This is a genomic window from Kitasatospora sp. NPDC056327, from assembly GCF_042261735.1.
GTDB lineage: Bacteria > Actinomycetota > Actinomycetes > Streptomycetales > Streptomycetaceae > Kitasatospora.
Map to the genome: position 1 here is coordinate 1 of NZ_JBHJRC010000064.1, position 19,170 is coordinate 19,170.

At 75.7% G+C, this 19,170-nt stretch carries 14 protein-coding genes; 4 read left to right on the plus strand and 10 right to left on the minus strand.

The features are described 5' to 3' along the window. Positions 1–75: 75 nt before the first annotated feature. The 4 genes from ACFCX4_RS12350 to ACFCX4_RS12365 form a co-directional block, all read right to left on the minus strand. Positions 76–753, minus strand: a complete 678-nt coding sequence (locus ACFCX4_RS12350; protein WP_376141182.1) for a phosphonatase-like hydrolase — start codon at positions 751–753, stop codon at positions 76–78. Between the two features lie 37 nt (positions 754–790). Beyond that, complete coding sequence (locus tag ACFCX4_RS12355; RefSeq protein ID WP_376141184.1) at positions 791–1,912, minus strand: TIGR03364 family FAD-dependent oxidoreductase; 1,122 nt, start codon at positions 1,910–1,912, stop codon at positions 791–793. Between the two features lie 128 nt (positions 1,913–2,040). Continuing rightward, positions 2,041–2,553, minus strand: a complete 513-nt coding sequence (locus ACFCX4_RS12360; protein WP_376141186.1) for a pyridoxamine 5'-phosphate oxidase family protein — start codon at positions 2,551–2,553, stop codon at positions 2,041–2,043. 501 nt (positions 2,554–3,054) lie between these two features. Beyond that, positions 3,055–3,732 (minus strand): phosphatase PAP2 family protein, encoded by a 678-nt coding sequence (locus tag ACFCX4_RS12365; RefSeq protein WP_376141187.1) that lies wholly within the window; start codon positions 3,730–3,732, stop codon positions 3,055–3,057. 758 nt (positions 3,733–4,490) lie between these two features. Between ACFCX4_RS12365 and ACFCX4_RS12370 the strand changes: the two genes are divergently transcribed. Continuing rightward, positions 4,491–6,029: a GAF domain-containing protein gene (locus ACFCX4_RS12370; RefSeq protein WP_376141189.1), complete on the plus strand. Its 1,539-nt coding sequence runs from the start codon at positions 4,491–4,493 to the stop codon at positions 6,027–6,029. Between the two features lie 194 nt (positions 6,030–6,223). Here the strand turns inward: ACFCX4_RS12370 and ACFCX4_RS12375 are convergent, their stop codons facing one another. Then, positions 6,224–6,622 carry an SsgA family sporulation/cell division regulator gene (locus ACFCX4_RS12375; protein ID WP_376141191.1) on the minus strand — a complete coding sequence of 133 codons (399 nt, stop codon included), beginning with the start codon at positions 6,620–6,622 and terminating at the stop codon, positions 6,224–6,226. A 534-nt stretch (positions 6,623–7,156) separates the two neighbouring features. On the opposite strand from ACFCX4_RS12375, the gene ACFCX4_RS12380 reads away from it, so the two are divergent. Continuing rightward, complete coding sequence (locus tag ACFCX4_RS12380; protein ID WP_376141193.1) at positions 7,157–8,647, plus strand: hypothetical protein; 1,491 nt, start codon at positions 7,157–7,159, stop codon at positions 8,645–8,647. Between the two features lie 427 nt (positions 8,648–9,074). Beyond that, positions 9,075–10,370 carry a TerD family protein gene (locus ACFCX4_RS12385; RefSeq protein ID WP_376141195.1) on the plus strand — a complete coding sequence of 432 codons (1,296 nt, stop codon included), beginning with the start codon at positions 9,075–9,077 and terminating at the stop codon, positions 10,368–10,370. 88 nt (positions 10,371–10,458) lie between these two features. Here ACFCX4_RS12385 and ACFCX4_RS12390 read toward each other — a convergent pair whose 3' ends face one another. The 3 genes from ACFCX4_RS12390 to pruA form a co-directional block, all read right to left on the minus strand. Further along, positions 10,459–11,151 (minus strand): RraA family protein, encoded by a 693-nt coding sequence (locus ACFCX4_RS12390; protein WP_376141230.1) that lies wholly within the window; start codon positions 11,149–11,151, stop codon positions 10,459–10,461. Positions 11,152–11,292: 141 nt separating this feature from the next. Beyond that, entirely contained in the window at positions 11,293–12,222 is a 930-nt protein-coding gene (locus tag ACFCX4_RS12395; RefSeq protein WP_376141197.1) for a proline dehydrogenase family protein, read from the minus strand. Positions 12,223–12,355: 133 nt separating this feature from the next. Beyond that, a complete protein-coding gene (gene pruA / locus ACFCX4_RS12400; protein ID WP_376141198.1) occupies positions 12,356–13,984 on the minus strand; it encodes an L-glutamate gamma-semialdehyde dehydrogenase in 1,629 nt (542 codons plus the stop codon). A gap of 222 nt (positions 13,985–14,206) precedes the next feature. Here pruA and ACFCX4_RS12405 point away from each other — a divergent pair, with 222 nt between their 5' ends. After that, positions 14,207–15,808, plus strand: a complete 1,602-nt coding sequence (locus ACFCX4_RS12405; protein WP_376141200.1) for a PucR family transcriptional regulator — start codon at positions 14,207–14,209, stop codon at positions 15,806–15,808. Between the two features lie 116 nt (positions 15,809–15,924). Here the strand turns inward: ACFCX4_RS12405 and ACFCX4_RS12410 are convergent, their stop codons facing one another. Together ACFCX4_RS12410 and ACFCX4_RS12415 are read right to left on the minus strand one after the other, a co-directional pair. Then, positions 15,925–17,409, minus strand: coding sequence for an alkaline phosphatase PhoX (locus ACFCX4_RS12410; protein WP_376141202.1), 1,485 nt, complete (start codon positions 17,407–17,409; stop codon positions 15,925–15,927). 299 nt (positions 17,410–17,708) lie between these two features. Next, entirely contained in the window at positions 17,709–19,040 is a 1,332-nt protein-coding gene (locus ACFCX4_RS12415; protein WP_376141204.1) for a hypothetical protein, read from the minus strand. Positions 19,041–19,170: the final 130 nt, after the last annotated feature.

Consider the following 19,170-nt stretch of genomic DNA (forward strand, 5'->3'; position numbering starts at 1 on the left):
CGCTCCCCCCACTGCGCCCGCCCGGCCCCGCTCGCCCCCCGGCCTTCTCCCCCTCGCCCCCGCCCCCGGCCCGGCTCAGCCCGCGAGCAGCCCCGGCAGCCCGGCGACGGACGCCAGCACGTGCGAGGCGCCGTCCGCCCGCAGCCGCTCCTCGCCGTGGGCGCCGGTGAGGACGCCGGCCACGACGGCCGCACCGGCGCGCGAGCCGGTCAGCATGTCGTAACCGGTGTCACCGGCGACCGCGATCTGGTGCACCGAGTCGGTCCCGGTGCGCAGCAGCGCGGTGAGCGCGAGGTCCGGGTACGGGCGGCCGCGGCCGGCCTCGGCCGGGCAGAGGGTGAGGTCGGCGATCGACTCCCAGCCGAGGGCGGTGAGGATGCGGTCCTGGGTGGCCCGGGAGAAACCGGTGGTGAGGACCACCTTCCGGCCCTGGCCCCGGAGTTCGGCGATGGCCTCGGCCGCACCGGGCAGCGCCTCGCAGTGACCGGCGTCGACGAGGTCGTGGTAGGCGGCCTCGAAGGCGGTGTTGGCCCGCTGGGCCTTCTCCTCCTCGCCGAACAGGTACCGGAAGACGGAGATCTTGGACTCGCCCATGGTGGCGCGGACGTGCTCCAGCATCCGGACGTGCTCCGGGCTGCCGGCCTCGACGCCGAGCGAGCCGGCGGCGGCCTGGAAGGCGCGCTCGACCAGGCCGTCGTCGGCCACGGTGGTGCCTGCCATGTCCAGGACGACCAGGCGGATGTCGTGCGGCATGATGTTCAGTTCCTCTGGGTCGGTTCCTCGGGCGGTCTTACAGGTTGGCGAGGTCGGCGGTCTTCTCGGCGATGGCGGGCGAGCAGGTCATGCCCCGTCCGCCGGGGCCGGTGACCAGCCAGACGCCCTCGCGGACGCGCTCGCGGTGGACGACCCGGGTGGTGTCGACGCACTGCGCGTACACGCCGGCCCAGCGGCGCCGGATCCGGGGCAGCGGGCGGCCGAGCAGGTCCTCGGCCACGCCGGTCAGGTGGTCGTACGGGTCCTCGACGACGTCGAAGCCGAACGGCTGGTCGTACTCGTGGGTGTCGCCGATGGTGAGCCCGCCGTCCCGGCGCTGGACCATCAGCAGCTGCATCCCGTGCTCGGCGGCCACCGGCGGCTGGGGCTGGGCCTCGCGCAGGCGGTCCAGCGCGCTGCCGGCGAAGGCCGGGTAGTAGCGGAAGGAGTCGCCGTCGGCCACCGAGGTGGTGAGCGGCTCGTCCAGCGGGTCGGTCTGCATCATCTGCAGCCGCACCTTGCGGACCGGGAGGGCGGGCGCCAGCTCGCGGACCAGACCGCCCAGCCAGGCGCCGGTGCACAGCACCACGAGGTCGCCGGCGTGGACGTCGCCGTGGTCGTCGCGGACGGCGTTCTCGCCGATGACGTCGCGGACCTCGCGCCCGGGCAGGAAGGTGTAGCGGCCGGTGGCGGTCAGCGCGGCGCGCAGCGCGGGCTGGGCGGTGCGCGGCTCGACGGCGGCGTCCCGCTCGCACCACAGGGCGCCGAGCAGCCTGCCGCGCAGGGCGGGGTTGGCGGCCCGGGTCTGCTCCGGGTCGAGCAGCCGGTAGCCGCGCGCGGCGGCGTCGGGCAGGGTCAGCGCCTGCTCCGCGACCGCGAGCTCGGCCCCGGTGCGGATCGCGGTGAGCGAGCCGTTGGCGCGGAAGCCGAGGTCGGGCACCCGGCCGCCGATCCGCTCCCACAGCTCGCGGGCCCGCAGCGCGGTGTCCAGCTCCTCCCCCTGGGCACGGCCGCTGACCCAGACCAGCCCGAAGTTGCGCACCGAGGCGCCGCGCGCCTCCGCCTCGCGCTCCAGGTGGACGACCTCGTGGCCGCGCTCGACGGCCTGCCAGGCATGCATGGTGCCCAGCACGCCCGCTCCTACGACGATGACTCTCATGCGGCCAGGCTGATGCCGTCAGGTGTCCGAGGGGAGTCCGGTCGGCGGCCCGCAGATGAACCGCCCGAAAAGTTGTACAGCCAACCTGCCCTCCCGGCCCGGAGCCGCCGGGCCCGGGCCGGGCGGGGTCAGCGCCGCACGGTCGCCCGCAGGTAGTTCCGCCGGCCGAACTTCGGCTCGTCCACCGCCGTCAGCTCCTCCACCTGGAACCGGTACAGGGCCGCCGCTCCGCCGCCGGTCAGGAACTGGCGCCGGACCTCGTCGTCCCGGGCGAAGGCGGGGTAGCGCCCCTGGTACGCGACCAGCGCCGCCTCCGCCTGCCGCCCCCAGGCCTCGCTCGCGCTGCCGGCCAGCTGAAGCCCGCGCAGCTGCTCGCCGAAGACCGGTGGCGGCAGGAAGACGGTGGCCGCCGCCCGGGCCTCCTCCGCCAGGTGGTGACTGTGCCGGGTGGCGCGTTCGCTGACGAAGTAGAGGACGAGGTCGTCGTCGTGGGCGAAGAAGGCGAGATTGGCGTGCGGACCGTGCTCATGGCCCGCGGTCGCCAGGGTGAGCACCATCGCCTCGGCCAGCAGCCCCTCGACGCCCTGGCCCAGCTCCTCGGCCGGCCAGTCCCCCTGGGTGATGTCGAGTCGGTACGGCATGGGCAGCACTTCCCTCCACTCGCGCGGCATGCCCGGCGCGCACGGGCGCCCTGGCACGACTGATCCGGGCGGGTGCTCCGCTCGGGGCCGCCGCGCCGGGCTCAACATGCTCTCCCCGCCGCCCCTGCCGCACAAGGGTCGGGACGGCATCCGCCCTGCTCAGTCGTGCCCGACCGGTCGGGGCACCCCGAAGGCCCCGGACGCCCGCCCCGACCCGGCCCACCGGGCCCAACCCGCACCGGCCCACCCCGCGCCGCGCCGGACCTTCCACCCGGGCCCCTCCACCCGGCGCCGGTGCCGAGCGGCGCCGGTGCCGCCCGGTCCCGGCGGGCGCCGAGCAGGGGGCACAGCAGGGGACACAGCGGGCAGGTACGGGACGGCGTCCGCCCTGCCCGGTCGCGCCCGACCGGTCGGGCCGCCCCCGGAGAACCCGGACGCCCACCCGGCCCGTCCCGCGCCGCCTCCGGGACCGGTGCCGACCGGCACCGGCACCGGCACCGCTCAGTCCCGGCGGGCGCCGACCGGCCGCCGGTCCCCCGCGGCGACGCCCGCCGGACCGGCGCCGAGCAGCGGGCGCAGCGGGCCGGTGCGCGCCCGCGCCACCAGCGGCCCCAGCCCGCCCGCGGCGAGCCCGAGCGGGACGGCCACCAGCAGGCCGACCAGCGCGCCGGCCAGCACGTCGTGCGGGTAGTGCACACCGACCCAGACCCGGGAGGCCCCCATCAGCACGGCCGCGACCGCGGCGACCGCGCCGAGCCGCCGGTCGGCGAACCAGAGCGCGGCGGCGGCCGCGAAGGCGACCACCGTGTGGTTGCTCGGGAAGGACCAGTCACCGGTGCCCGGGCAGGTCTCCAGGGTGTCGCGCACCCGCAGCTGCGCGCAGGGCCGGACCTCCTCCACCAGCCCCTTGAACCCGGAGTTCACCGCGTAGGCGACCAGCACGACCAGCGGCGAGACCAGCACCCGGGCCATCACCCGGGGAGCGGCCGCGCGCGCCCGCCACCAGGCGGCGAGCATCAGCAGGGCGAAGAGGGTGAGGCCGAGCAGCGACCACACCTCGACCAGCCGGTTGAACCAGTGCGGCGCGGCGTCCGCCCACCGGACCACGGTGCGGTAGAGGCCGCCGTCGATCCCGCTGCCGTCGTACACCGCCAGCCCGCGGACCGGGGTGGCGGTCACCGGGCGCCACCGGCGCGACGGCCGGCCCACCGGGAACAGAACATTTCGCGAACAATCCGGAGCATGGGAACAACTAGTACCAGACCGGCGGCAAGCATCGAGAACGATCAATAACGACCGCAAACGCTCCAAATCAGTCACCGGCGATCCCCCACCCCGGCGCCCACCCCGACCCCGAGCCCTGGTCCCGACCCCGACCCCGGCCCCGACCCCGGCCCGCCGCAACCTCCCCACCCCGGCACCCCGCGCCGGGACAGCGGACCGGAACAGCGGACCGGAACCTCCCGCCGGAACCGCAGGCCGCCACCCGCACCGCTCCACCACCCCGGTCGACCGGCCGCCACCACCCCACGACCGGCAACCGGGTGCGCGCCCCCAGCGCGCACCCGTGCGCCGGGCGCGCACCCCAGGGGCCCGGCGCTCTGACCAGCCGATACCGCCCCTCTCATCCCTTTTCCTCTGAGGCAACGGGAAAATATGCAGACCGGTCTACCTAGAAAGCCTTCAGGCGCCCCAAAATATGCAGCCCGGTCTACATATTCCAACGCCCAACCCCGGCCCCCCGCACAGGAAGTCGGCCCGTCCGACTTCCTGCTCCGCCCCTTCCGCCCCCACCGCCACTCCTTGACAGGTGCATTCCCGTACCGTCTGGTATTCCGAGTTGGCAGACCCCATCCCCAGGACCCGGCGGCGCCCGTACTCTTTCGTCAGCGCGTCGGCCCCGGCGCGCCCTCGGACGGCGGCGAGGAGCGAAACGAGTGCGGCAGCCAGGACGGCAGACCCGACGACCCGAACGTCGTACTCCGCAGACCGCGGCCGAACTGGCGAAGGTCCACGAGCGCGCCCTCGCCGAGGCCGCCGCCCGCAGCGCCGCCCGCGAAACCGCCCCCGACGACCCCTCCCTCTTCCAGCCCCGCCCCGAGATCGGCGACTCCTGGGCCCGCCTGCGCCGCCTCGGCCTCTCCCCGGACGCCGGCGCCGCCGCCGTCCACCTCGGCCCCGCCGAACTCGAACACCGCCGCCGCACCAGCGGCCTGGACCCGCTGCTCCCCGTCCTGCGCGACACCCTGCTCGAAGAGGTCGGCCAGCCCCCGCTGCTCCTCGCGATCGCCGACGCCGAGGGCCACGTCCTCTGGCAGGAGGGCGAACGCGGCCTGCGCCGCAGTGCCGACCGGATCGGCTTCCTCACCGGCGCGCGCTGGATCGAGGAGCGCGTCGGCACCAACGGCATAGCCGCCGCCCTGCGCACCCAGCGCCCGATGCACGTCCACTCCGCCGAGCACTACCTGCGCAGCCACCACTCCTGGACCTGCGTCGCCGCCCCCGTGCACGACCCGGGCACGGGCCGGCTGATCGGCGCGATCAACCTCAGTGGCCCGGCCCACTCCGTCCGCCCCTACCTGCTCCAGCTGACCACCACCGCCGCCAGGCTGGCCGAGACCGAACTGCGCGCCCGCCGCCTGGAGTCCCTGCACCACCTGCGCACCCTGGCCGCCCCGATGCTCGCCCGGGTGAAGGGCCCCGCCCTGGTCGTGGACGCGGCGGGCTGGACGGCGGCGGCGGCCGGACTCCCGCCGCCGGCCAGGCTGAGGCTGCCCGCCGAGGGCTGGGACTCGACCGCCGTGCACTGGCTGCCCAGCCTCGGCGAATGCGCGATCGAACCACTCGCCGACGGCTGGCTGGTGCGGCCGGTGCGACCCCAGGAGGCCCTGCCCGCGGTCCCGGCCGGCGGCCCCGCCGGCTCCGAGGGACGCGGTCCCGAGACCGGCGGCCCCGGGGGTCTGCTCGCCGAACAGGCCTCGGGCGCCCGGCTCCGGCTGGACCTGCGCCGTGCGGGGAGCCCCGGGCTGTCCGTGCACGGCGCGGCCGGCAGCTGGTCGCACACGCTCAGCCCGCGCCACGCCGAACTCCTGCTGCTGCTGGCCACCGAGCGGGACGGCCTCAGCGCCGCGCAGCTGGCCGACGCGCTGTTCGGGGACCCGGCCCGGACGGTGACGGTGCGGGCCGAACTGTCCCGGCTCCGCCGCTACCTGGGCGGCCTGCTGGCGCACCGGCCGTATCGTTTCGCCGAGTCGGTCCTGGTCACCGTGGCCGGCCCGGAGGACCCCTACGACCTGCTGCCCTCCTCCTCCGCACCGGCGGTGCGCCGGCTCCGCGCGGGCCTGGCCGGCGGTACGGTCCGGCTGCCCGGCACCCCGCCGTTACCCGGTCCGCGCCCTCCGGCCGACGGCGCCGTCGTGCCGCCCCGCCCCCGGACCGGGCGGATGGCCCTGCCGCCATCCGCCCCGGCCCAGTAGCCGGCCCCGGCCCGGGCCCCGCAGCCGTTCCGGGCCCGCGGCGGCCGGAGCGGCCGCGGCCCGGGCGGCCACGGACGGCCCCGCCGACGCGCCGTCACCACCGGTGGGCCGGCCGGCCGGCGCCGGACCGCCGCCGCTCCCCGCACACCGGTACGCACCGTCCCTGCGGACCGTCGCCGCGGACCGCCCGCTGCTCAGCGCCCGCCGGCGAGCAGTTCGGACAGCTGGGCGTCGGTCGGCCCGTGGGCCTGCTCCGCCGTCTCCGACACGAGCGCGTAGGTCCGGTCCAGCCAGTCCTGGACCTTCGGCTTGGAGACCTCCAGCAGCGCACTGCCGTGCGGCGACTCCAGCGCCAGGTGCAACGTCGAGCCGTGGCACGGGCAGTACGCCGGCCACAGCTTGACGTCGCCCTGACCGCTCAACGAGCGGAGGCCGTCGCGCAGCAGTTCGCGCGAGAACACCCAGTCGGCCTCGTCCGGACGCCCCAGGTGGAACGTCAGCAGCACCTCGTACGGGCGGGCGGCGTCGAACCGGAACCGCGTGCGGACCTCGCCGACCACCTCCTCGCCCAGCGAGATCCGCAGTGGCAGCACCTCCTCCACCGCCGCCGGAGCGGCGGTGGAGCCTGCCTCATCGCCGCCCGTGGGGGTAGCGGCGAGGGGGGCACTGGAGGGTGCTGGCAGCGGGTCGGGCGGCATGACGGTCTCTCCGGGACGGCGTGGGATGCCCCTCAGCCTGCTCCACCGCGCGAGACCGGGCAAGGGTTGCAAGGGGGTTGCAATAATCCCCGCAGCCGCCGAGGGTCCCTTACCGACCCTGTCAGACGGACCGTCAACTTCCGCTGGTCAAAGGGTTGTCCACGGATTGGATCAATTCGGTCCGATCACTGGCCACCGCCCGGGGACCCGCTGCTACGCTCGTCCCCTCTGCCGGCGCACGCCCGCGCGCGCATCCGGCGGACTCCGCACGCGCGCCCCGGGACGAGACCGCCGGACCGGAAGCGCCGGGCCGCGCCGCTCCGGCCGGCCCCGGCGGCCGTCCGCCCGGTCCGGTGGCACCGGCGCCGCCGTCGGTACGTGGGAGAATGCGACGACCGCAACGGCGACTTCAGGGGAGGGAGGGGTCCGGTGACTCTGTCCGAGGACACCGGGCAGGACGCGGCGTACGCGCACGACCGGTACCGCGCACGGCGCGGCCGGCACGGACGGCCCGCGCCGTTCGGCGGCCGCCTCCGGCTGCCCACCCTGCGCTTCTCGGGCGCCGCGATGGCGATGTCCACCGTCGTGGGCATCAGCATCGCCACCACCTTCCTGCTCAACGAGCAGCAGGGCGTGGGCCGCCGGGCCGGCGTCGCCCGGATCGGCTCGACCCCGCCGCCCAGCCCGGACACCGACTCCGGCCCGGGCACCTCCTCGGGCGGCGGCACCGCGTCCGGCGGCACCGCCGACTCGACCGCGACGGCGGGCCGTCCCCCGGCGGCCCCGTCCACGCCCGTCCCGGCGCCCTCCTCCGGCGCCGGCGCACCCGGGCCGCACGCCACCGCTCCCGGCACGCCCCGCCCCGGCGGCCTCCCGTCCGGAGTGCCGCTCGCCGAGGGCCCGGCGCCCCGGCACGGCGTCAGCGGCGAGTCCGCCGACCGCTCCCCGGGCAGTGGCGGCGCCACGGGCCCCGGGACCGGAGCGGGCAACGGCGGCGGTGCGGGAAGGGGCACCGGCGCCGGCACGGGCGGCGACGCCCCGGAGACCGTGCTCGGCGGCCGACCGGACCACCCGGTCACCGCCGACGAACCGCCCGCGGTCCCCGGTCCCGGCCAGCAGACCGCACGGCGCCCCGGCGAGGAGCAGCTCCCGCCGGGCGGGTCCCCGTCGCCGTCCCCCGCCACCCCGGCTCCGTCGCCCTCGTCGAGCGGCCCCCGCCCGTTCTTCCCGACCCCCGGCCCGCCCCCGGGCGGCTGGGGCGGCGGCGTCCTCGGCGAGGAGACCGCCGGCTCGGACCCCGACGGTCCCGCGAGCCCGGTCCGGCCCGGCCCCGGCACCACCGGGGGACCGGACGCGACGAAGGGTCCCGGCGGCACGGACGGCACCGACGGCACCGACGGCGACACCGACGACCACGCCCTGACCGGCGCGGCCCTCGTCCAGCCGCTCGGCCGCGACGGCACCCGGCACCGCCTCGCGCTCACGGTCACCGAACCGCTCACCGCGCTCCAGGCCGAGTTCCGCCTCGCGCCCGGCACCGCGGCCCCCGGCGCCGGCACCGCGTGGACGGACCTCGCCGGGGCCGTGGTCACCACCCACCAGGAGCGCGGCGCCGCGGTGTACCGCTTCACCACCCCGCCGGGCACCGACGTCCGCCCCGGCCGGTACACCTTCACCGTGCTCGGCGCCCGCCGCCCCGGCCCCACCGCCCGCCCGGCACCCGGCGCCCCGCCCCGCAGCACCGATCCCCGCGGCACCGATCCGCGGGCCGCCGAGCCACGGGCCGCCGAGTCCTGGAGCGCCGGCGCCTTCGGCATCGACCGGCCGCGCGCCGTCGCCGCCCTGGGCACCTTCGCACCCCCGGCCGGCGGCCCGGCCCCGACGGTACCGGCACCCCGGACCGCCACCCCGGCCGCCTGACCCCGCAACGCCCTCGCACCACCCCTCCGGCCCGTCCCCGGCCGCACCACCGCACCGCGGGCCGCACGACGCGGCACCGCAGCGCGGCCGGGGAGGACGCCGGCGAAGGCTGCGGCGGGCACGGCCCGGCGCACACCCGGGGCGACGGGAACACCCGGCCGCCCCACCGGCCCGCACCCCGCCCCGAACGCACCACCGCTCACCCCGCCTCCGCTCCGGGCCCGTCCCGCCTCCACCCCGGGCCCGTCCGGCCCCCGCTCCGGGCCCGTCCCCGGTCCGCCCCGGTCCGCCCCGGTCCGACAACCCGACAGGTCAGCGCACCGTTCGGGCTCATCCGGCCGGAGTCGTTCGTTACTGTGGTCGCCAGTCGGCACAGCCGCCCCACCGCCGGGGCCGGCACCGCACCACCGCATCCCAGGAGGAGTTCGTGTCCACGGTCCTGACCCAAGGCGGCAACGCCCCGCTGACCGCCGCGCGGGTGACCGTCGAGGTCACCGCACCCAAGGCGCTGGATGTCTCGGGCCTGCTGCTGACCGACGCCGGCAAGGTCCGCTCGGACGACGACTTCGTCTTCTACAACGCGCCCCACGGGCCCGGCGTGACCCACCGTCCGGCCTCCGCCGGCAGCCCGGACGCCATCGTCGTCGACACCGCCGCCGTCCCGGCCGGCATCACCAAGATCGTGGTGACCGCCAGCCCCGACGAGGCCGGCGCGACCTTCGCGGGCATCGAGCCGACCGCGACCGTCCGGGACGCCGCCACCGGCGAGGTCCTGGTCACCTTCACCCCGCCGCCGCTGAGCCGGGAGACCGCGCTGATCGTCGTCGAGGTCTACCAGCGCAACGGCGCCTGGAAGGTCCGCGCGGTCGGCCAGGGCTACGCCGACGGCCTGGCCGGGATCGCCACCGACTTCGGCGTGAGCGTCGACGACCAGCCCGCCGCCCCGGCCCCGGCCGCCGCACCCGCGCCCGTCGCCCCCGCGCCCGTCGCGCCCCCGGCCGCCCCCGCCGCGCCGACTCCGCCGCCGGCGCCCGCCGCCCCCGTCGACCCCCGGCTCGCGATGGCCGCCGCCCCGCCGATGCCGCAGGGCGCGCCCCCGATGCCGCCCGGCCCGCCGACCCCGCCCGCCGGCGTCCCGTCGTTCACCAAGGTCACCCTGGACAAGGGCCGGGTGAGCCTCACCAAGGGCGGCTCGGTCTCCCTGGAGAAGAACGGCAAGCCCTTCCTCTCCTCCATCCGGATGGGCCTCGGCTGGGAGCCCGCCGGGCGCGGCCGCAACATCGACCTCGACGCCTCCTGCCTCGCCTTCGACGCCAAGCGCGAGAAGCTGGACACCGCCTGGTTCATGAAGCTGGGCATCTTCAACGGCGCGGTGGTCCACTCCGGCGACAACCTGACCGGCGAGGGCGGCGGCGACGACGAGTCGATCACCGTGCACCTCAACGGCCTGCCGCCGGAGGTCTGCGGCCTGGTCTTCGTCGTGAACTCCTTCTCCGGGCAGAAGTTCACCGAGGTCAAGAACGCCTACTGCCGCCTGGTCGACGCCGCCACCAACCAGGAGCTGGTCCGCTTCGACCTGACCCACTCCGAGGCCCGCACCGGCGTGGTGATGTGCAAGCTGGTCCGCCAGTACTCGGGCGAGTGGGTGATGACCGCGATCGGCGAGTACGTCGACGCCAAGACCGCCCGCGCCATGGTCAAGCCGGCCGCCGCGATGCTCTGAGCGGACGGCGCCCCGCGCGGGGCCGCACAGACCCCCCGCACGGCCCGCACCGGGGCCCGGCAGTCCGCCGGGCCCCGGCCGCGTCCGCTCACTCCTCGATCGCCCCGCCGATCCGCCGCAGGTGCTGCCGGAAGCTGTACTCCGGGTCGGCGGCGCGGCGCTCCAGGTACTCGTCGAACGCGGTCTGCCGGCGCAGCGTGTCGCCCGAGCGGATCCGCTCCGCCTGCGCGCGCTCGGTGCGGGCGATGCCGGCCGCGGTCTCCAGCACCTCGTCCAGCCGCTCGGCGGGGACGAACAGCACCCCGTCGGCGTCCGCGAACACCACGTCCCCGGCGCCCACCAGGTGCGGCCCGAACCTGGCGGTGCGCAGCGCCTCCGGCTCCCGGCCGTCCAGCCGCATCGGCCCGAGCGGGAGGCTGCCGTAGCTGAACACCGGCAGCCCGATCTCCACCAGCTCCGGGGTGTCCCGGTGCAGTCCCCACACCACCACCCCGGCGGCCCCGGCGGCCCGCGCCTCCAGCACGGCGAGGTCCCCGATGCACGCCTCGTCGAGCCGCCCGCCGTTGTCGATCACCACGACGTCCCCGGGCCCGGCCGCGCCGTAGGCCTCCAGGAACACGTCCACGCTCCCGTAGTGCCGCACCGGCAGCACCCGCCCGGCGACCCGGCTCCCCGGCACCACCGCCGCCACCCCGGCCGGGGCCGCCCGCAGCTCCACTGCGAGCCGCACGCACGCGTCCGCCACCAGCGGCGTCGACAGCTCCGCGAACCTCTTCAGCACCACGCCAACTCCTCCCTGCCACCCCAGAGTTCACCACCTCCGGACATCCTAGGACGACCCCGCTCACCCCATCGGGTGAAAACGCACGACGGCCCGCGCCCTCCGGTGGAGGGGGCGGGCCGTCGTGGCGGCGCGCGGACGTCAGCCGCGGGTGGCCATGGCGCGCAGGAAGAAGGTGAGGTTGGCCGGGCGCTCGGCGAGGCGGCGCATGAAGTAGCCGTACCACTCCTGGCCGTAGGGGAGGTAGACACGCATGGTGTTGCCCTCGCCGGCCAGGCGCAGCTGCTCCTCGGGGCGGATGCCGAACAGCATCTGGTACTCGAAGGAGTCGCGCTTGCGGCCGTTCCACTGGGCCAGCTGCCCGGCGATCTTGATCATGTTGGGGTCGTGCGAGGCGATCATCGGGTAGCCCTCGCCGGCCATCAGGATCTTGAGCGCGCGGACGTACGCGAGGTCGACCTCGTGCTTGCCCTGGAAGGCGACCGACTCGGGCTCCTTGTAGGCGCCCTTGCACAGGCGCACGCGCGAACCGGCGCCGGAGAACTCGCGGCAGTCGTCCTCGGTGCGGCGCAGGTAGGCCTGGAGGACGACGCCCAGCCAGGGGAAGTCCTCACGCAGCTCGCGGGCGATGGCGAGGGTGGAGTCGGTGGTGGTGTGGTCCTCCATGTCGAGGGTCACCGTGGTGCCGGCCGCGGCGGCGGCCTCGCAGATCCGGCGGGCGTTCTCCAGGGCGATCTTCTCGCCGTCCACCGGGAGGAACTGGCCGACGGCCGAGAGCTTGACCGAGACCTCGGCGCCGGCGGCCAGGCCGGTCTCCTTGAGCGCCTTCAGCAGGTGCTCGTAGGCCTCGGCGGTGCCGGCGGCCTGGGCGGCGTCGCGGGTGTCCTCCCCGAGGTGGTCCAGGGTGACCTTGCGGCCGGTGGCGACGAGGTCGTCGCAGGAGGTGACCGCGTCGTCGAGGGCCTCGCCGGCGACGAAGCGCTCGACTATCGCGTGGGTCGGCGGGAACTTCTCGACGACGGTGCGGACCTGCGCGGAGCGGGAGGCCGCGAGGAGGGCGGAACGGAGCATCGTGACTCCTGGTACTGGTGCTTCCAAGGGTGGCAGAAAGGACGGGCGGCGGACCGGAGGGGTGGTCGGTCCGCCGCCCGTGGGGACGCCCGGTCGCGGGACCGGGGCGTCGGGGACCAAGAGGTCCGGGCACTCAGCCCATGTGCGGGTAGCGGTAGTCCGTCGGCGGGACGAAGGTCTCCTTGACCGAGCGGGTCGAGGTCCAACGGGCCAGGTTCTGCTTGGCACCGGCCTTGTCGTTGGTGCCCGAGGCCCGGGCGCCGCCGAACGGCTGCTGGCCGACGACCGCACCGGTGGGCTTGTCGTTGATGTAGAAGTTGCCGGCGGCGTTGCGCAGCTTGAGCATCGCGTGCTGCACGGCCTCGCGGTCCTGGGAGATGATCGCGCCGGTCAGGGCGTAGGCCGACACCGACTCCATCTGGGTCAGCATCTCCTCGTACTTCTCGTCCTCGTAGACGTACACGGCCAGGACCGGGCCGAAGTACTCGTCGCGGAAGTACTCGCTCGCCGGGTCCTCGCAGACCAGGACGGTCGGGCGGACGAAGTAGCCGACCGAGTCGTCGTAGGTGCCGCCGGCCAGGACCTCGACCTGCGGGTCGGCCTGGGCGCGGTCGATGGCGGCCTTGTTCTTGGCGAACGCGCGGTCGTCGATGACGGCCGACATGAAGTTCGACAGGTCGCTGACGTCGCCCATGGTGAGGCCGTCGACCTCGTCGCGGAACTCGTCCTTCAGCTCGGCCCAGATCGAGGCCGGCACGTAGGCACGGGACAGGGCGGAACACTTCTGGCCCTGGAACTCGAAGGCGCCGCGGGTCATCGCGGTCCTCAGCACGGCCCTGTCGGCGGACGGGTGGGCGACCAGGAAGTCCTTGCCGCCGGTCTCGCCGACGATCCGCGGGTAGGTGCGGTAGCCGGAGATGTTGTTGCCGACCTCGCGCCACAGGTGCTGGAAGGTGGCGGTGGAGCCGGTGAAGTGGATGCCGGCCAGCGCCGGGTGCTTCAGCGCCACGGCGGAGACGTCCAGGCCGTCACCGGTCACCATGTTGATGACGCCCTTGGGCAGGCCGGCGGCCTCCAGCAGCTGCATCAGCAGGTGCGCGGCGAACTGCTGGGTCGGCGACGGCTTCCACAGCACCACGTTGCCCATCAGCGCCGGCGCGGTCGGCAGGTTGCCGGCGATGGCGGTGAAGTTGAACGGGGTGATCGCGTAGACGAAGCCCTCCAGCGGGCGGTGGTCGCTGCGGTTCCACACGCCGTCCGAGGAGATCGGCTGCTCGGCCATGATCTGGCGGGCGAAGTGCACGTTGAAGCGCAGGAAGTCGACCAGCTCGCAGGGGGTGTCGATCTCGGCCTGCTGCGCGGTCTTGGACTGGCCGAGCATGGTGGCGGCGGCCAGCGTCTCGCGCCAGGGGCCGGCCAGCAGGTCGGCGGCGCGCAGGAAGATCGCGGCGCGGGAGTCGAAGGAGAGCGCCTGCCAGGCCGGAGCAGCGGCCAGGGCAGCGTCGATCGCGTCCTGCGCGTCCGCCTGGGTGGCGTTGCGCAGGGTGCCGAGCCTCGCCGCGTGGTTGTGCGGCTGGACGACGTGGAACTCGGTGCCGCCGCCCATCCGGCGCTCACCGTTGATCGTCATGGTCAGCTGGACCGGCTCCTGGCCGCCCAGCTCCTTCAGCTTGGCCTCCAGACGGGCCCGTTCCGGGCTGCCCGGGGCGTAGCTGTGGACCGGCTCGTTCACCGGCGCGGGGACCTGGGTCACAGCGTCCATGAGCGCACGCTCTCCTTCGTTCTTGCGGGGGATGCCGACGCGGGTCGCACGACGGCCACAGGACGAACGCTATTCCTGCACCGGGGCCCGCTTGATTGGCCGGACGGCTAAAATCATTCGCATGGTGTTGTCCAGGTGGATGAACGGAGCCTCCGTCCGGGTGAACAGCCGCCCCGCGGGGCTCTCCCGGGAGCACCCGGCGCCTCCCCCGCGGGAGACCCGGTGACCACCCCCGGCCTCCCGCTGCGGCAGCTGCTGATGTCCCTGGGCGAGCCGCTGGTCGAGCTCCAGGCCGCCCCGAACGGGCTCGACGTCCCGGTCCGCGACGTCGCCATCCTGGACCCCGAGGACACGCCCGCCGCCGCCGCCGGCGAACTCGTGCTCGCCATCGGCGCCCGCGGCCGGGCCGCCCTCCCGGCGCTGCGCGCGGCCGGCCGGGCCGGCGCCGCCGCGGTGGCCGTCAAGCTGGACGCCCCCGGCCAGGCCGACGCGCTGCGCGAGGCCGCCACCGAGGCGGGCGTGGCGCTGCTCTCGGTCCGCCGGGAGACCCGCTGGGAGCACCTGGACTCGCTGGTCCGCGCGATCATCGCCGGCCCGGACGCCCCGGACTCGCCGGGCGGCGCCGAGCACAACGCGGGCGACCTCTTCTCGCTCGCCCAGACCGTCGCCGTGCTCACCAACGGCATCGTCTCGATCGAGGACACCTCCAGCCGGGTGCTCGCCTACTCCCGCTCCTCCGACTCCGACGAGGTCGACGACCTGCGGCGGCTCTCCATCCTCGGCTGGCAGGGCCCCGAGCCGTACCTGTCCAAGCTCCGCGAGTGGGGCGTCTTCCAGCACCTGCGCACCTCGGACACCGCCATCGCGGTCGACCCGCACCCCGAGCTCGGGCTGCGGCGCCGGCTGGCGATCGGCATCCGGGCCGGCGCGCAGCCGCTCGGCACCATCTGGGTGCAGGAGGGCTCCCAGCCACTGGCGCCGCTCGCCGAGCAGTCGCTGGTCGGCGCGGCCCGGGTCGCCGCCGCCCAGCTGGTGCGCCGGCGCCGGGAGCTGTCGGCGGACGTCCGGCTGACCCGGACCCTGTTCACCGGTCTGCTGGAGGGCTCCACCGGCCCGCAGTCGCTGGCCACCCACCTGGGCCTGGACGTGCGCCGCCCGGCCACCGTGCTGGCGTACAGCGCGGGCAGCACCGAGCAGCTGACCCGGGCCGAGGTGACCGGTCTGATCTCGGTGCACACCGCGGCCCGGCACCGCGCCGCGCTGCTCGCGCCGATCGACTCCCGGGTCTACGTGCTGCTGCCGGAGCTGCCCGCCAACCTGCCGATGGCCACCGTGCGCGGCTGGGCGCAGGAGGTGGTCGGGGCGGCCCGGGACCACCTGGGCGTCCCGCTGCGCGCGGCGATCGGCTCGACGGTGGACGGCCTCGCCCGGGTGCCCGAGTCCCGGGCGCAGGCGGACCGGATCCTGGACGCAATGGGCCGCGGCGGCGTGGAGCTGGAGGTCGCGGCGCTGATCGACGTCCAGGCGGAGGTGCTGGTCAGCGAGATGCTGGCGCTGCTCCAGGAGCGCGGCGGCCTGCGCGACCCCCGGCTCACCGCGCTCAGCGAGTACGACCGGCGGCACGGCACCCGGCTCGCCGAGTCGGTGCTGGCCTGGCTGGACGCGCTCGGCGAGGTCCGGGTCGCGGCGGACGCCCTGCACATCCACCCCAACACGCTGCGCTACCGGGTCCGCCGGGCCGAGCAGCTGACCGGCATCGACCTGGCCCAGCCGCAGCAGCGGCTGCTGGCCATGCTCCAGCTGCGGCTGCCCGCCGACGGCTGAGGCCCGCGCCCACGGCCCCGGGCGGTCCCGGCCGGACGAAGGGCGGCCGCGGCGGCCGGACGTGCGGGAGGGGCCCGTTCCGGGGAACGGACCCCTCCCACTCAGCCGCGCTCAGCTCACTGGCCGTAGCCCTGGCCGCGCTTGTGCTCGTTCAGGCGGTGCCACGGGCCGGTGATGGCCAGCTGGATGCCCGGGGTCTGGATGTTGGCGAACAGGGTCTTGCCGTCGTCCGAGAAGGTGACGCCGGTGAACTCGCTGAACTCGGGCTTCTCGGCGGTGCCGATGTTGAGCTCGTTGCGGGCGATCGGGAAGGTCAGGCCCTCGTCGGTGGCGCCGAACAGGTGCGAGACACCGTCGCCGTCCTCGGCGATCACGATGCCGCCGTAGGGCGAGACGGTGATGTTGTCCGGGCCGTCGAAGTTGTCGTGGTCGCCCCAGACGTCGGTGTTGACGCCCAGCAGGACCTTCAGGGTGATGGTGCGGCGGGCCGGGTTGTAGAACCAGACCTGGCCGTCGTGGGCGGCACCGGGGCTCTCCGAGCGGGCGTAGCTGGAGACGAAGTAGAAGCCGCCGTCACCCCACCACATGCCCTCCAGCTTGCGGGCGCGGGAGACCTCGCCCTCCTTGAACTGCTTGCGGACGGAGACGGTCCTGGCGTCGCGGTCCTGGACCTTCACCCAGTCCACGCCGTAGGTGGTGCCGACCGCGGTGGCGCGGGACAGGTCGTCGATGAACTTGCCCTGCGAGTCGAAGACCTTGAAGGCCTCCAGCACACCGGCGTCGGCGGCCAGCTTGCGCAGCTGGTAGCGGCCGTGCTTGAAGCCGGCCGGCGGGGTCCAGCGGAAGAGCAGGCCGTTCGGGTTGGAGGCGTCCTCGGTCAGGTAGACCTGGCCGCGCTTCGGGTCGACGACGACGGCCTCGTGGGCGTAGCGGCCGAACGCCTTGACCGGCTGCGGGTCGCGGTTGTAGTCGTCGTCGAACGGGTCGACCTCGAAGATGTAGCCGTGGTCCTTGGTGAAGCCGTTCTTGCCGGCCTTGTCCTCGGTCTCCTCGCCGGACAGCCAGGTGCCCCACGGGGTGATGCCACCGGCGCAGTTGGTGGCGGTGCCGGCGATGCCGACCCACTGCTCGACCTTGCCGTTGGCCTTGGCGTGCACGATGGTGCAGCCGCCGGCCGCGCCCGGGTCGTAGACGTGGCCCTCGGTCAGCGGCACCGGGTGCGGCCAGTTGGCGCGGGCGCCGGAGAGCTCGTGGTTGACGACCAGCAGGTTGCCGCCGCGCTCGTCCTCGAACGCCGAGGTGCCGTCGTGGTTGCTCGGGGTGAACTCGCCGGTGCGCAGCTTGGTGACGCCGGCGCGGTTCACGACCTTGTACTTGAAGCCCTTGGGCAGGGCGAGCAGGCCCTCCTTGTCGGCGACCAGCGGGCCGTAGCCGACGGCGACGCGCTCGGCCGCGGCGGCCTCGGCGACCGGAGCCTCGCCACCGGCCGGGGCGGCGATCGCGCCCGGCGCGGTGGCCAGGGCCTCGGCGCTGCCGGCGATCAGAACACCGGCCCCGACGATGGTGGAACGGTTGACGAAGTCCCGGCGGGACAGCGACATGGCAGTCACTCCTGAGGGGTGGGCCGCCGACCGGGACGGGTCCCGGTACGTGGCGTGCGAGGTGTCGAGGCTGGACGTCGACGCCCAGAGACTCCGCCCGTCCGGTGAACAACCGGTGACGCGGACACCTCGTCAGGGTGGTCATTTGCCGACCTTATGCAAACCCGTGACTCACCTTTTGCCTGGTCACCACAGGTCACACCGCAGGTCCGGCCACCGTCACCCAGTGTTCGGCGGCCGACGACCCGTCAGCCCGGACCGGGCCGGACCAGGCCGGGGCGCGGCGGCCGGAGCACGGCTCAGCGACCGGCCCGGGCGGTCCGCCACTGCTCCCAGGCGGCCAGCCAGAGCTGCTCGCACATCCGGTGCTCGCCGCGCTCCCCGCGCCGCACCCGCGCCCAGGCCCACTGCGCGGGCAGGCTGGCCACCTCGCTGGCGAACACCGCGTACCGGATCGACTCCTCCACCGCGGCCTCGCCGTCCGGCGTGCCCACCACCCAGTGCGTCAACTGCGATAGCCTGCCCAGCTGTTCCACGAGCGAGCCGACCGCCTCGACCGCCTCCGTCCGGGTCTCCGAGGCGAGCCGCACCTGCTGGCGCACCGCCGCCTCCCAGCGCAGCGCACCCGCCTCCGCCCGCGCACCCCGGGGCGGCCGCGGCGGGCGCCCCGAGCGCAGCCGGGCCTCGACCGCGGCGGCCTCGCCGATCCCGTGCGCGATCACCGCCCGGTGCGCCTCCAGGCCGACGACCGGGGCGAGTTCGCGCTGCTCCACCGGCACCGGCCGGCCGCGCCGGACCGCCAGCTCGCGCAGCAGCGCGGTGCGCCCGCTCAGGCAGCGCTCGTGGTCCCGGATCCGCGCCAGTTCGACGCGGCCCGGCGGCACCCCGCGCCCGCAGACCGTCACGGTGAGCCCGTCCACCCGGAACCGGCCGGCCCAGACCGGTTCCGCGTCGCTGATCGGCCGGCAGCCGGGCAGCGCCGCGCCGGACCACAGACCGCGCCGGTCCTCGTGCACCTCGACGGCCCGCGACTCGCCGTCCACGGTGATCCACTCGCGCAGCGCCCGCACCCGGCCGGGGGTGTCGCCCTCGTCGACGCCGAGCTGCTCGTAGACCCGGTCCCGCTCGTCCTCGACGACGTCCTCCAGTTCGGGCAGCTGCTCGTAGCGGTCGGCGCCGGGCCCGTGGGTGCGCACCAGGACGTACGGGCCGTCCGGCGTCGTCCAGTCCCCGAAGCCGACCTCGACCCAGCAGGGGCCGGCCGGCGGGACGGCGAGGAGGGCGGGCCCGGTCCCCGTCCGCCCGGACGCCGGTGCTCCGGCGGCGAGCGGTCCGGCGCCGGGCAGCCCGGTGCCCACGACCCCGCCCTCCGTCCCGAAGGCCACCAGCGCGCCGCCGCCGAGGCCCGGCACGGGCGCGACCCCGTAGAGCGGGAAGCCGGTCGCGGCGAGGCCCCGGCGGGCGAGGTCCTCCTGCCCGGCGAGGAACTCCTCCAGGTCGCCGGGCGGGCACGCCTCCGGACGGCCGTCCGGGCGCTCTCCCGGGCGTCCGTCCGGGCGTCCGTGCGGGTCCACCGTCCCCGCGCCGTCCCCGAACCGGCCGTCCCGGCCCCCTCCGCTCGCCCGCGTCATCCCGCGCCGCACCCCCTGCCCTCGCCGTCCTCACCGTGCCGTCGACACCCGGCAACGATACGTGGCCCGACCTATCGGGTCATCAGGCCCCGTGGGGGCCGGGCGGATCGGGGCCGGGAAGCCGCGGCAC

Bases quoted from the DNA above. Each gene is read 5' to 3' on its own strand.
- ACFCX4_RS12350 (WP_376141182.1), bottom strand. From the start codon at position 753: ATGCCGCACGACATCCGCCTGGTCGTCCTGGACATGGCAGGCACCACC.
- ACFCX4_RS12355 (WP_376141184.1), bottom strand. From the start codon at position 1,912: ATGAGAGTCATCGTCGTAGGAGCGGGCGTGCTGGGCACCATGCATGCC.
- ACFCX4_RS12360 (WP_376141186.1), bottom strand. From the start codon at position 2,553: ATGCCGTACCGACTCGACATCACCCAGGGGGACTGGCCGGCCGAGGAG.
- ACFCX4_RS12395 (WP_376141197.1), bottom strand. From the start codon at position 12,222: ATGCTCCGTTCCGCCCTCCTCGCGGCCTCCCGCTCCGCGCAGGTCCGC.
- pruA (WP_376141198.1), bottom strand. From the start codon at position 13,984: ATGGACGCTGTGACCCAGGTCCCCGCGCCGGTGAACGAGCCGGTCCAC.
- ACFCX4_RS12410 (WP_376141202.1), bottom strand. From the start codon at position 17,409: ATGTCGCTGTCCCGCCGGGACTTCGTCAACCGTTCCACCATCGTCGGG.
- ACFCX4_RS12415 (WP_376141204.1), bottom strand. From the start codon at position 19,040: ATGACGCGGGCGAGCGGAGGGGGCCGGGACGGCCGGTTCGGGGACGGC.